Genomic DNA, 12804 nt, shown 5'->3' on the forward strand with positions numbered 1-12804 from the left:
GCTTTTATACTATAAACAATCTGAAAATATATTGAAAGATGTGTAATATATATAGAAAAATACAAAAATAATATGAAATCTTAATATATTCTACCAATTCTAAAGTTATTCGGATTGGAAATAATATGCATTTATTATATACTCTCTTTAAAGAAAAGGAGGGAACGCAAATGAAGATTGCGATTGGATGTGACCCAAATGCACAGAGTGCAAAAGAAGAATTGATAGAGTTTATAAAATCAAAAAATTATGGGTCTGTTACTGATTTTGGAAGTGAAGATACGATTTATGCACATGTGGCTACCAAGCTTGCGGAAGCAGTAGCTGAAGGAAGCTATGACCGTGGGATTCTGATCTGTGGAACCGGAATTGGTGTCTGTCTGGCAGCAAGTAAGGTAAAGGGTGCATATCCAGCTCTCCTGACAGATATTTATTCTGCAAAGAGAGCACGTCTCAGTAATAATGCAAATATTGCATGTTTCGGTGCATTTACTATTGGAAATAAACTTAGAGAAGAACTGCTAGACGCCTTTCTTACAAACGAATTTGTGCCAGGCTGCTCTTCCCAGCCTAAAGTTGATGCGTTCGTAGAATATGACATGAACAGATAAATTCAAAAGAGAGGTGGCAAAACAATGAGTCTGATTGAATTGAAGGATATTCACAAAAGTTTTTATGGAGTTGAAGTCCTCCATGGTGTAAATTTTGTTTTGCAATCTGGGTCTGTACATGCACTGATGGGTGAAAATGGTGCAGGTAAATCGACTTTAATGAAAGTCATAGCAGGTGTGCATACAGCGGATTCAGGAAAAGTCTTTCTTGATAATAAGGAGGTCGAAATTTCATCTCCAGCTAAGGCACGCGAACTGGGAATTGCAATGATTCATCAGGAATTATCATCAGAGCTTGAGATGTCTGTGGCTGAAAATATTTATCTTGGAAGAGAACCAGGACGTTTTGGCATGGTAGATTATCGTCAGTTGTATCATCAGACAGATGAACTTCTGAAAAACCTTGGTATTCATTTAAATCCACGGACAAAAATGAAACGGTTAAGAGTGGCAGATCAGCAGATGGTTGAAATAGCCAAAGCAATCTCACAGAACGCCCGGGTAGTAATCATGGATGAGCCAACTTCTTCGATTACAGATAAAGAAGTTGATAATCTGTTTAATATGATCAGAAATCTGAAGTCTGCAGGAGTTGGAATTATTTATATATCTCATAAAATGGATGAAATATTTCAGATATGTGATGAAATGACAATTCTTCGTGATGGTACTTACATAGATACTTTTAAAGCTTTGGAAGTAAATGAAGACATACTGATTCGAAGTATGGTTGGACGTGAACTGGGAACACAGTTTCCGAAAAAAGAAGTTCCAATAGGAGAAACTCTCCTGGAAGTACAGCATCTTACTCGTGCAGGAGAGTATGAGGATATCAGCTTTAAACTTCATAAAGGAGAAATTTTGAGTTTTACAGGTTTAGTCGGTGCAGGACGAACAGAACTTATGCATTCGATTTTTGGGCTTACCAAACCAGATTCAGGAAAATTAATTTTAAACGGAGAAGAAGTGGAATTTAAGACTCCCCGTGATGCAATCCAGCATGGAATCGCTTACGTTACGGAAGACCGTAAAGGTGAAGGACTTGTTCTTCCTATGAGCGTTGAAAAAAATATTACAATTGCTTCACTGCAGTCTTTTGTAAAAAGTGGTTTCCTTCAGAAAAAGAAAGAAGCGGATGTTGTTACACAGGAAGTAGCTTCACTTGGTATTAAGGTTGCCAGAACATCAATGTCAGTAAAAGCACTTTCAGGAGGCAATCAGCAGAAAGTTGTTCTTGCGAAATGGATGATCGCTGGTCCGAATGTATTAATCTTTGACGAACCTACCAGAGGAATTGATGTAGGTGCCAAAGCAGAAATATATAAGATTATGTGTGATTATGTAAGTAAAGGAAATGCCATTCTTATGGTTTCTTCTGAAATGCCTGAGGCTATGGGAATGTCCGACAGGATGATTATTCTGAGCAATCACAGATGCAGCGGTGAATTAAACCGAAATGAATTTAACCAGGAAGCTATTGCACAAATGCAGTTTAAGTTTATGCAAGGTAAACAATAGTAGGGAGTGAAAACCATGAGTGGAGAAATGGCAAAAAATAAAGCTTATTCAAATAATGAAAAATTATCCAAAAAACAATTTGTTTCAACCTATGGTTCATTGATCGGATTAATTCTTCTGATCATTATCATCACAGTATTGAGACCACGTTTCATTAGTCCGGCCAATCTGCGAAATGTCTTTCGTAATGCATCTATTAATGGTCTGCTTGCTATTGGAATGACTTTTGTAGTATTAACCGGAGGAATTGATCTTTCTGTTGGTGCGATCATGGGATGTGCAGGTATGTATTCTGCATATTTTGCACAGTCTGTCAAAGGATATCCAGCGATCGTGGCAATTCTAATCGGCCTGCTGGTAGGACTGGTATTTGGTGTTTTTAATGGATTTTGTATTGCATATCTGAAGGTTCCGGCGTTTGTCGGTACGCTTGGTGCATTGAGCATTGCCGACAGCCTTAAGTTTCTTCTGACAGATGCTAAACCGATTCCAAATCTTTCGGATTCTTTTAAAACAATAGGTGGTGGCAGCTTTGGATTTATTCCGATTCCATGTGTGATCATGGCGGTTGTACTGATTATCTGCTTCACACTTTTGTATAAGACGAGATACGGACGTTATATTTATGCTGTTGGTGGTAACCGAAATGCAGCTCATGTATCTGGTATCAATACGAAGAGAATCATCTGTTCTGTTTATATCCTGACAGGTGTACTTTCCGCACTCGCAGGTGTTATTATGACAGCCAGAGTTACTTCTGGTGTTACTTCTACAGGAGATGGATATGAAACAGATGCTATCGCAGCAGTTGTTATTGGTGGAACCAGTCTTGCCGGAGGAAAAGGAAGACTTTGGGGTACCATCGTAGGTATTTTGATCATGCAGTTCCTTTCTACAGGACTTGATATGCTTGGTGTCAATGCATATTATCAGATGCTTGTCAAAGGATTTGTTGTTATTGGTGCGGTAATGCTGGATGGATTAAGTTCAGACTGATAAAGATTAAGAAAAGAAAAATAATAAACTTCCGGACGATAAGAGGAAATTAATAAAAATAAATTTATACAAGGGAGGAATGAAAAATGACAAGAAAGACAATGAAAAAAATGATGGCAACAACATTAATAATGGTTATGATCGGCAGCACGGCTCTGGGAAGCACAGCTGTTTTTGCAGCAGATGGTGCTAGCGAAAAAGTGGAAGGTGCGGAAGGCCTGAATATTGGTGCTACTTATTATACTCTTCAGACAGAGTTCTGTATGCGTATGGATAATGCTGCACAGAAATGGGCAGAGGAGAATGGAGTAAAATATAAATCATATGATGGAAACAATGATGCGGCAACACAGCTGTCACAGGTAGAAACAATGATTGCAGATGGAGTAGATGCAATTATCTTGAATCCACAGGATGCAGATGCATGTTCTGCATGTGTTGATGCAGCAGATGAGGCTGGAATTCCAATCATAGGTGTAAATACAATGGTAAATAATGATAAACTTACAGCTTATGTGGGTTCTCAGGATGTAAGTGCCGGCGAAGATATCATGAAATATATGATCGATTATATGAAAAAAGATGCTTTTAATATTGTAGTTATTGAAGGACCGATGGGACAATCCGCACAGTTACAGAGAATGGAAGGTATTGAAAATGTACTGAAAGATTATCCGGATATTCAGATCCTTGCCCAAAATACAGCTAACTGGTCCCGTTCTGAAGCTATGACACTTATGGAAACATGGATCACAACATATGGTGATGATATTGATGCGGTTGTATCTGAAAATGATGAAATGGCACTTGGCGCAAGAGAGGCTATCGAAGCACAGAGTATGGACATTCCTTGCATTGGTATTGATGGTATCACAGATGCAGTTGTAGCAGTAGAAAGCGGAAAGATGATTGCCAGCGATTTCCAGAATGCAGAAGGTCAGATTACAGGTGCTCTTGAAACGGCTGTCAAATGTGTAAATAATGAAGACTATGAAAAGGAACTGTGGATTCCATTTGAGATGATCACACCGGATAATTACAAAGATTATCAGAGTAAATATTGATGTGAAATAAAAAGATATTGATGCACTTATGGTTATATGGTTACATGATGAGCAAAAGGAGGAATAGAATATGTTACCTTATGATGGAGTAGATTTGGATTATTCTTTACAGGGAAAGACAGCGATTATTACAGGTGGAGCTGCCGGAATCGGACACGCAACGGCAGAATTCTTCCATAAAAAAGGAGTAAATGTTGTTCTTGCAGATCTGAATCCAAAGCTGGATGAAGTTGCAAAAGAAATTGGAGAAAATACGATTGGAGTAGTTGGAAATGTCTGTGATGTAGATTATCCGACAAAAGTTATTTCCGAAGCAGTAGCTGCTTTTGACAAAGTAGATATCCTTGTAAATTGTGCTGGTATTGTGGCTCTTGATAATGCAGAGACCATCAGTGCTGATGCATGGAACCGCACAATCAATATCAATCTTTCTGCATGTTTCTTTATGGCTCAGGCGGTAGGAAAATATATGATTGATAATCATGTAAATGGAAGTATTGTTAATATGGCTTCTCAGGCAGGTGTCATTGCGTTGGATAAGCATGTGGCATATTGCGCAGCCAAAGGTGGCATTATTGCCATGACAAAAGTAATGGCAAAAGAATGGGGAACATATGGAATTCGTGTAAACGCCGTAGCTCCTACAGTTGTTCTTACAGCATTGGGACATAAGGCATGGGATGGTCCGGTAGGTGATGCATTTAAGAAAACAATTCCTGCTGAGAGATTTGCTGAACCTGAAGAAATCGCTTCTGTTATCGCATTCCTTTGCAGTAAAGGCGCGGGAATGATCACTGGTCACAATCTTCTTGTAGATGGGGGATTTACAATTCAGTAAATGATTTTGGGAGGAAATTATGCAGAGAATATTAAATAACCCGGATAATATTGTAGATGAGATGCTTCAGGGTTTCCTGAAAGCACATTCAGATCTTGTTGAGGGTGGGGAAAATCCTCGTGTAGTAAAAGTAAAAAATATACCGGAAGGTAAAGTAGGCGTAATTACCGGTGGCGGTTCAGGTCATAAACCAGCTTTCATTGGCTATGTAGGAAAAAATCTCTGCGATGCAGCAGCAGTAGGAGAAATCTGTTCTTCCCCTACAGCCGTAGCATTTCTGGATGCGGCGAAAGAAGCAGATCAGGGAAAAGGCGTTGCCTGCCTTTATGGAAATTATTCTGGAGACAACATGAATGTAAAAATGGCTGTGAAGATGGCAAAAAAAGTAGGAATTACTGTTAAAACAGTAGTTGCCAATGATGATGTTGCATCTGCACCAAAAGATCAGAGAGAAAAAAGAAGAGGTGTGGCCGGAGAGGTTCTCATGTGGAAAGTCGGCGGTGCCAAGGCAGCACAGGGCGGAGATCTTGATGAGGTAATTGCAGCAGCACAGAAAGCTATTGACCATACACGTTCTGTAGGTATTGGACTTACACCTTGTACTCTTCCTGCTGTAGGACATCCAAATTTTGAAATCAAAGATGGAACTATGGAAGTAGGAATCGGACATCATGGAGAGCCGGGAATTGAAGTAGTTCCTATTGAAACAGCGGATAAGATGGCAAAACGTATGACGGATATTGTACTTCCGGATTATCCTTTTGAAGCCGGAGATGAAGTTGTTGTTCTGGTATCAGGACTTGGAGCTACTCCAGTGATGGAATTGTACGTATTATATAATGAAATTGACAAGATTTTAAAAGAAAAAGGCATCATAACATACAGAGCATATGTAGGTAATTATTTCACGTCTCTTGAAATGAGTGGGGCAACACTTACTATTATGAAATTGGACGATGAGTTAAAAGAACTTATAGATATGCCTGCATATAGTATGGGATTAAAACAGGAATAGGTAGCAGATGAGGTGAAACAATATGAGTACATTTAAAAATACTGATGGAAAATCTGTATTATTAAAAATGGTAAAAGGAATTCAGGATAATAAGGCTTATCTGGGAGTGGTTGATGGCCTTATAGGAGATGGCGATCATGGAATGAACATGAACAAAGGTTTTACTGTTTTTGAAACACGTTTTGCAGATAAAGAAATTGGCTTTACAGAAGGTCTCGATGAACTTGGAATGATTCTTCTGAATGAAATTGGTGGTTCCATGGGTCCTATTTATGGAACAATTCTGATGGATATGGCAGAAGCAGGTGAAGATCTGGAGGATGTCGGACTAGAAGATTTTGCAAAAATGCTTGAAGCGGGACTTGAAGGACTTTGTGGAATCGTGGATGCCAGAGTAGGGGACAAAACTCTGGTTGACACACTTTCTCCGTCAGTAGATGCTTTAAAAGATGGAATCAATTCCGGAATATCTTTTAAAGATGCACTAGAAAATATGAAAGCAGCGGCTGATAAAGGACGCGATTCTACAAAAGATATGGTTGCCAAGTTTGGGCGTTCCAGTCGTCTGGGAGAACGTTCTCGCGGAGTGCTAGATGCAGGTGCCACATCATGCTGTATTATTTTAAATTCTATGGCAGATGGCATCATTGAACTGCTTTCATAGGATGTATGTTGTATAGATATAAAATATTTGGGGCTGTCACACCGGTTGTGAACTGCTCCCCGTCAAGTAGACAATTGAAAAAATATAAATTTTTCCTGCCAGCAGAAATTTATCTGCCTGGCAGTTTTTATGCAGCTTGCAAGTAAATTTCGTGCTTTTCCATCCACATGTCTGAGGCACATCCTTTTTTTGTCTGTATAATTTCCTGAAATGTCAATGACAACTCTGGAAAACCAGCAAATACATAGAATAAATCCAGTATAATAATGATAACACCACTTTACAACTTTATAAATGATAGACTTGTTGATGGATCAGCTGTTTTAAGGCCTTTGTCATGGCATTTGATTTTATATGTGTTTCGATATTTTTCACGAAAGTGGCAAAAAATATCTGGCTGCGAATGCCCTGACTTAATTCAAAACGAAACTCCTGTACGCTTTTTGTACGGTACTCAGAAAAATGTTCGTTCTGATAGGGCAGAATCTTCATGGCACAGTAACTGATGTTAATCAGATTGACAATCAAATTTTGTGCCAAATTTAGATACCATCGTATCATCCACACACAGAAACACAGGCTGCGTCTGCAATGAATCCGTTATCAACTTCAAAGCAATCCTGACAGTAGTATTCATAAATCTGGAATAATCAACCTTTACATAGGAACATGCATAATGAAATATATTCGGTGATTTCTCCGTTATTCCGGATAAAAAATGCTGATACAGAAACCGGATGGAATGTGCGGATTCTAAGGTCAGTATGGATAATATCAGCAGAAATAAGGTATCTGCTGTCGGAACAGAAAAAGTTTCAAAATAAATCAAAAAATATTGATGAAGTCTACCAATCAGTGTCTTTTCGTTTCAGCCTGAAGTACAGAGGTGAATTCTGATTACTGTTTACTGGTAATATTCCGCGAAGCGTGTTGCTGAGAACGGAGTGAACAGTAACGAATTCTGATTAACTTTACACTACATCCTCACTCTGTTATACTTGGAACAGGTAAACAGCGGAAATTCGGCAATACTATAAAATTGGGGAAAGAGTTTTTACAGAGGTGAATATATGGGAGATAAGATCCAGGTTATCATGGACTGTGATCCCGGAATCGATGACGGGATTGCACTGGCATATGCGGCAGCACATCAGGACGAACTGGAGCTGCTTGCAGTGACGACATCTGCAGGAAGTACCAGGATAGAAAGAGTGACCAAAAATGCACTGGAGCTGGTGGATTTTTACGGACTGAAGGTTCCGGTGGCAGGAGGCCAGGACCGTCCTCTTGTGAAAGCGGCAATTTATGCGGAAGAATTCCACGGAGAGACAGGGCTTGGCCATTGCGTACTGCCGGAAGCAAAATCAGAGGCTGCTTCTGATAATGCAGTGCTTTTTATACGTGACATTCTGAATGCCATTCCGGAGGGCGAGCAGGTAGTAATGATCGAAACTGCACCAATGACTAATCTTGCACTTCTGTTGAAGGTTTTTCCTGAAATAAAGAATAAGATCAGAAAAATTGTTTTTACAGGCGGCGCAGCAAAAGGCGGAAACATCACACCGGCAGCGGAATTCAACATCTATGCAGATCCGGAGGCTGCAAAGATCGTATTCGATTCCGGAATCCCACTGATCATGTGTGGACTGGATGCTACCCTGAAATGTAATCTCACCAGAAACCAGATCATGAAGCTGTGCCAGTCCGGTGATCCGGCAGCCAGAGCCTGTGGAGATATGGCTGGCTACGTACTTGAAAATTTTTCCAAATATCGCTGCGTGGCAAGTATCCATGCTGCTGTACCGTTTATGTATCTCATCCATCCGGAGTTCTTTAAAACAGAAAAAGTATTCCTGGATGTGGATTGCTCAGACGGTGCCGGACGGGGTGCCATATTATGCGATTTCCGCTGGTGGCTACACGAAGAAGACGAAATGAAAGATATGATTCTGACAGATGCAGATACAGAAAGTTTCCAGCAGGAGCTGTTTGAAGCGATTTATTCTGTGTCCGAATGTAAAAATATGAAATAGCCGGATACCGATCCGGAAACAGCTGCATTTATGAAGCAGCTGAGCAGTCAGATAAGAGGACAGAAAACCCATGAACTATATTGTATTTGACCTGGAATGGAACCAGAATCCGGATGGAAGAAGACATCCGGACAGTCGGCTCCCGTTTGAGATCATAGAGATCGGGGCAGTAAAATTAAATGAAAAAAGAGAGATCGTTGATACCTTTCAGTGCCTGATCAAGCCCAAAGTGTACCACTGGATCCACGACAGTATCCACGAAGTGATCCACGTGGATTATCATGAACTGGAAAAAGGCATCCCTTTTCCAAGGGCAATCCGCAGATTTCTGGAATGGTGCGGGGAGGAGTATCGCTTTTTTACCTGGGGAGACCAGGATGTGATGGAACTTCAGCGCAATATGAAATACTATAATCTTCTGAAGCTGATGCCAGGGCCGGTGCATTACTACGATGTGCAGAAACTTTTCAGCATAAAATTCGAGGATGGAATATCCAGGCGTTCCCTGGAATATGCTACAGACTACCTGCAGCTTCCCAAAAACCGGGATTTTCACCGGGCACTGGCAGACGCCAGCTATACTGCCAGGATACTCATGGAGATCGATGAAGCCTGCATGATCCGCCATCCGTCCCTGGATGTATATCAGAATCCAAAATCCAGAGACAGCGAGATCTATATTTCCTATACAGACCATGACAAGTTTGTGTCCAGGGAATTTGTATCAAAGGAGCGTCTGATGAAGGACCGTACTATGGTAAGTACCATGTGTCCCATCTGCAGATGCCCTGCCAAGAGGAAGATCCGCTGGTTCAGTACCAACAATTCCAAGGTATATTACAGCCTTGCCCTTTGCCATGAGCATGGACCTGTTGCCGGAAAGATCCGGATCCGAAAAACCGACGGGGGAAAATATTTCGGGGTGAAGACCCTGAGAGCAGAAGATACAGAAGCGGCGGAGGAGATCCGTGAAAAGCACGAATCTCTCCGCCGCAGGAAAATGTTACGAAGTCAGGAGAAGATCTGATACGATATTTCGTTCGTATTGCATTCCCCATCCGACCATTTGTTTCTTATAATAATATTTGCTTTTCAGACGCAGTGGGCCGACAGCATTCTGAAGAACGGCCTGGCGTTTGTTAAGCTGTGATTTTTTGATACCTTTTGGAAGAGTCACATAAACCTTTGTCTGATAATAAAACGGATAGGTGTTTCCGTTATTCTTAAGGATATATTTGTTACAGGGGAGTACCTTAAACGGGACTGGATCCATGGACACCTTCATATCCACCTTTTCAAAATTTTCAAAACCATAATTAAAAAGAGAAGCGGTATCGCTGTAAGCATTTGCCGCGGAAGTAGAATTCAGGATCACGGCTACCAGCGTCATGTTTCCTCGTTTGCAGTAGGTGACAAGTGTGTTGCCGGATGCATCCGTGTAGCCTGTTTTTCCGCCACGGACGCCTTCATAATAATATTCGCCGTTTTTCATCATCTTGTGATGATTGAGCAGCTGGCGGGCTTCCGCAAATTTATTGGTAGGCGGGATCTCGTAATAACGTTTGGTGCAGTATCGCCGGAAAAGAGGATTCAGCCAGGCGGATTTGGCGATCTTTGCCATGTCGGAGGCTGTGGTGTAATGATTTTCATCCGGAAGACCGTTGGGATTGTTAAAGTGTGTGTTCTTGCAGCCAAAAAGCTTGGCGCGCCAGTTCATGAGTTCTGCGAATTTCTTTACAGAGCCGGAAACCTGTTCTGCTACTGCTACAGACATCTCGTTTGCAGACTGGAGCATAACAGCCATCAGTGCCTGGTCTCTGGTAAATACTTCACCGGGAGCAGCATAAATGCTGGAATCACCTGCAGTTACACTGGTGGAAGCTTTTTCAGATACGGTAATGTTTGTCTTAGCATTCAGATTTTCACAGGCAAGCAGTGTAGTCAGGATCTTCGTGATACTGGCAGGGTAGAGCTGTGTGTCCGCATTTTTGGAATAAAGAACGGCTTCTGTATTTACGTCCATAAGGACTGCAGCCTGTGCTTCGATGCCGGGACCTTTGGGCCACCCGTCAATGGAATCGGTGTCGGCAGCCTGTGAATAATAGCTGGAGTGAGCAGGCGTGACTGCTGCGGCCTGACTATCAGGAACCGGTGTGGCAGTGACGATAGGATCACCATATTCATCGTATCCATAGGCAGCCGCCGCACAGGGAGCTGTGCCTGTGAGCAGGATCCCTATGCCGAGAATGCCTGCAAAGATCCGGCGCAAGGATCGTTTTTTCATATTTTTCATAACAAGATACCTTTCAGTGATAAATCCGGGCGAGAAGGTTATTATTCATTTGAGGATCAGTAACCGAAAAAATCTTGCCCGTTTTGTGATGAGGTGTAGTATTTCATTAATTATAGCATTGTATTAATGAAACGCTGTATTTTTGCCCTCAAGATTCTGTAGTAGTATACCACTTTCCTCCCGGAAAAACCACTTGCAGTCTGTGAAAATTCCATTAAGACTTTTTTTGGATTATGTCAAAATATTATTGATTCACCTTGCATTTCAAACGTAGGATGTTTATACTATGGATTTAGACAGAGTAAATTTTTTTAAAAGCAAAGGTAGGATGTTTAATGAACGAGAAGACAATCAGTGCTGAGATCCTGAATAAATATCCCATTCCGGACGTGGCGGAAGTGGACAGGCTTCTGACTGAGGAGGCAGAAAAATCCGGCTTAAAGATCATAGTTCTTGACGATGACCCCACAGGCGTGCAGACAGTACACGATGTGTCCGTTTATACGGACTGGAGTGTAGAGAGCATGAGAGAAGGCTTTGCAGAGAAAAACAAGCTTTTCTTTGTGCTGACCAATTCCCGTGGTTTCACAGAAGAAGAAACCATAAAGGCTCACCGTGAGATCGTAAACAATGTTCAGATCGCAGCAGACGAGGCCGGCATGGAATACTGTATCATCAATCGAAGTGATTCTACTTTGAGAGGACATTTTCCGCTGGAAACCAAAATTGTAAAAGAAGAGATGGAAAAGAGAAATCCATGGAAAGTGGATGGCGAGATCCTTTGTCCTTACTTTAAAGAAGGCGGAAGATTTACATTAAACAATGTCCATTATGTAAAATATGGTGATGAGCTTGTTCCAGCAGGTCAGACCGAGTTTGCAAAAGATGAGACTTTTGGTTATACATCCAGTAATTTGTGCGAATATGTAGAGGAGAAGACAAAAGGTGAGTTCAAGGTAGAAGACTGCGTTACAATTTCCCTGGAGCTTCTTCGCAGCATGGATTATGCTGAGATCCGGAAAAAACTTATGTCAGTGAAAAATTACGGAAAGATCATAGTAAATGCTATTGACAATATTGATGTGAAGATTTTCTGTACAGCGCTTTACCGTGCCATTGCACAGGGAAAGCATTATACTTTCCGTACAGCAGCAGCCCTGGTAAAAGCATTCGGCAATATTTCCGACAAGGCTTATCTTGCCAGGGAAGAGATGGTAAACAAAGAGACAGCGGCAGGCGGTATTATCGTGGTAGGAAGCCACACAGCCAAGACAACTGCACAGTTAAATGAGCTGAAAAATATTTCCGATATTACATTTATCGAGTTAAATTCCGACCTGGTCCTTGAAGAAGGAAAACTGGAGGAGGAGACAAAACGCGTCCTTGCCATGATCCAGAATCTGATCCGCAAGGGAACCACAGTGTGTGTTTCCACAAAACGTGCGCTTTTAAAAGTAGAAAACGATACACCGGAGGAAGCACTGAAGCGTTCTGTAAAGATCAGCGATGCCCTTCAGAAATGTGTGGGAGAGCTTGAGGTGACACCTGCCTTTGTAGTTGCAAAAGGCGGCATCACATCCAGTGATGTAGGCGTAAAAGCCCTGAGAGTAAAACATGCAAAAATCCTGGGACAGATAAGACCTGGAATCCCTGTATGGCAGACAGGCAGCGAAAGCAAATTCCCTGGGATCCCATATGTGATCTTCCCGGGAAATGTGGGCGAGATCGTAACCTTACGTGAAGCAGTAGAAATTCTAATGAACAAATAAAGG

General features: G+C 41.4%; 11 protein-coding genes. 10 read left to right on the plus strand and 1 reads right to left on the minus strand.

What is annotated here, in order from left to right:
• The first annotated feature begins 170 nt into the window (after positions 1 to 170).
• From V9W66_RS10975 to V9W66_RS11015, 9 genes are all read left to right on the plus strand, one after another.
• Positions 171 to 611, plus strand: a complete 441-nt coding sequence (locus tag V9W66_RS10975) for an RpiB/LacA/LacB family sugar-phosphate isomerase (RefSeq protein WP_144093980.1) — start codon at positions 171 to 173, stop codon at positions 609 to 611.
• Between the two features lie 24 nt (positions 612 to 635).
• Positions 636 to 2129, plus strand: a complete 1494-nt coding sequence (locus V9W66_RS10980) for a sugar ABC transporter ATP-binding protein (RefSeq protein ID WP_144093979.1) — start codon at positions 636 to 638, stop codon at positions 2127 to 2129.
• A gap of 15 nt (positions 2130 to 2144) precedes the next feature.
• Positions 2145 to 3125, plus strand: a complete 981-nt coding sequence (locus tag V9W66_RS10985) for an ABC transporter permease (RefSeq protein WP_243121687.1) — start codon at positions 2145 to 2147, stop codon at positions 3123 to 3125.
• An 86-nt stretch (positions 3126 to 3211) separates the two neighbouring features.
• Positions 3212 to 4189, plus strand: a complete 978-nt coding sequence (locus V9W66_RS10990) for a substrate-binding domain-containing protein (RefSeq protein WP_186290052.1) — start codon at positions 3212 to 3214, stop codon at positions 4187 to 4189.
• Between the two features lie 70 nt (positions 4190 to 4259).
• Positions 4260 to 5027: a GolD/DthD family dehydrogenase gene (locus V9W66_RS10995; protein WP_144093978.1), complete on the plus strand. Its 768-nt coding sequence runs from the start codon at positions 4260 to 4262 to the stop codon at positions 5025 to 5027.
• Positions 5028 to 5046: 19 nt separating this feature from the next.
• Entirely contained in the window at positions 5047 to 6042 is a 996-nt protein-coding gene (locus tag V9W66_RS11000) for a dihydroxyacetone kinase subunit DhaK (protein WP_144093977.1), read from the plus strand.
• A 22-nt stretch (positions 6043 to 6064) separates the two neighbouring features.
• Positions 6065 to 6706, plus strand: a complete 642-nt coding sequence (dhaL, locus tag V9W66_RS11005; protein ID WP_144093976.1) for a dihydroxyacetone kinase subunit DhaL — start codon at positions 6065 to 6067, stop codon at positions 6704 to 6706.
• Between the two features lie 1070 nt (positions 6707 to 7776).
• Positions 7777 to 8739, plus strand: a complete 963-nt coding sequence (locus V9W66_RS11010) for a nucleoside hydrolase (RefSeq protein WP_144093975.1) — start codon at positions 7777 to 7779, stop codon at positions 8737 to 8739.
• 70 nt (positions 8740 to 8809) lie between these two features.
• The gene (locus tag V9W66_RS11015) at positions 8810 to 9766 is read left to right on the plus strand and encodes a 3'-5' exonuclease (RefSeq protein ID WP_144093974.1); all 957 of its coding nucleotides are present in this window, start codon (positions 8810 to 8812) and stop codon (positions 9764 to 9766) included.
• On the opposite strand, the gene V9W66_RS11020 is transcribed toward V9W66_RS11015, so the two are convergent.
• Positions 9743 to 11032, minus strand: a complete 1290-nt coding sequence (locus V9W66_RS11020; RefSeq protein WP_144093973.1) for a D-alanyl-D-alanine carboxypeptidase family protein — start codon at positions 11030 to 11032, stop codon at positions 9743 to 9745. The genes V9W66_RS11015 and V9W66_RS11020 overlap by 24 nt on opposite strands.
• Positions 11033 to 11367: 335 nt before the next feature.
• Here V9W66_RS11020 and V9W66_RS11025 point away from each other — a divergent pair, with 335 nt between their 5' ends.
• The gene (locus tag V9W66_RS11025; protein ID WP_144093972.1) at positions 11368 to 12801 is read left to right on the plus strand and encodes a four-carbon acid sugar kinase family protein; all 1434 of its coding nucleotides are present in this window, start codon (positions 11368 to 11370) and stop codon (positions 12799 to 12801) included.
• The last annotated feature ends 3 nt before the right edge of the window (positions 12802 to 12804 follow it).

Origin of the sequence: Blautia massiliensis (ex Durand et al. 2017) (genome assembly GCF_051861785.1) — a bacterium.
GTDB classification, from domain to species: Bacteria; Bacillota; Clostridia; order Lachnospirales; family Lachnospiraceae; genus Blautia_A; species Blautia_A luti_A.

What these genes read in the sequence shown, in the direction of transcription:
- V9W66_RS11015 (WP_144093974.1), top strand. Translation starts at nt 8,810, where the DNA reads ATGAACTATATTGTATTTGACCTGGAATGGAACCAGAATCCGGATGGA.
- V9W66_RS11010 (WP_144093975.1), top strand. Translation starts at nt 7,777, where the DNA reads ATGGGAGATAAGATCCAGGTTATCATGGACTGTGATCCCGGAATCGAT.
- V9W66_RS11020 (WP_144093973.1), bottom strand. Translation starts at nt 11,032, where the DNA reads ATGAAAAATATGAAAAAACGATCCTTGCGCCGGATCTTTGCAGGCATT.
- V9W66_RS10975 (WP_144093980.1), top strand. Translation starts at nt 171, where the DNA reads ATGAAGATTGCGATTGGATGTGACCCAAATGCACAGAGTGCAAAAGAA.
- V9W66_RS10985 (WP_243121687.1), top strand. Translation starts at nt 2,145, where the DNA reads ATGAGTGGAGAAATGGCAAAAAATAAAGCTTATTCAAATAATGAAAAA.
- V9W66_RS11025 (WP_144093972.1), top strand. Translation starts at nt 11,368, where the DNA reads ATGAACGAGAAGACAATCAGTGCTGAGATCCTGAATAAATATCCCATT.
- dhaL (WP_144093976.1), top strand. Translation starts at nt 6,065, where the DNA reads ATGAGTACATTTAAAAATACTGATGGAAAATCTGTATTATTAAAAATG.
- V9W66_RS10995 (WP_144093978.1), top strand. Translation starts at nt 4,260, where the DNA reads ATGTTACCTTATGATGGAGTAGATTTGGATTATTCTTTACAGGGAAAG.
- V9W66_RS10980 (WP_144093979.1), top strand. Translation starts at nt 636, where the DNA reads ATGAGTCTGATTGAATTGAAGGATATTCACAAAAGTTTTTATGGAGTT.
- V9W66_RS11000 (WP_144093977.1), top strand. Translation starts at nt 5,047, where the DNA reads ATGCAGAGAATATTAAATAACCCGGATAATATTGTAGATGAGATGCTT.
- V9W66_RS10990 (WP_186290052.1), top strand. Translation starts at nt 3,212, where the DNA reads ATGACAAGAAAGACAATGAAAAAAATGATGGCAACAACATTAATAATG.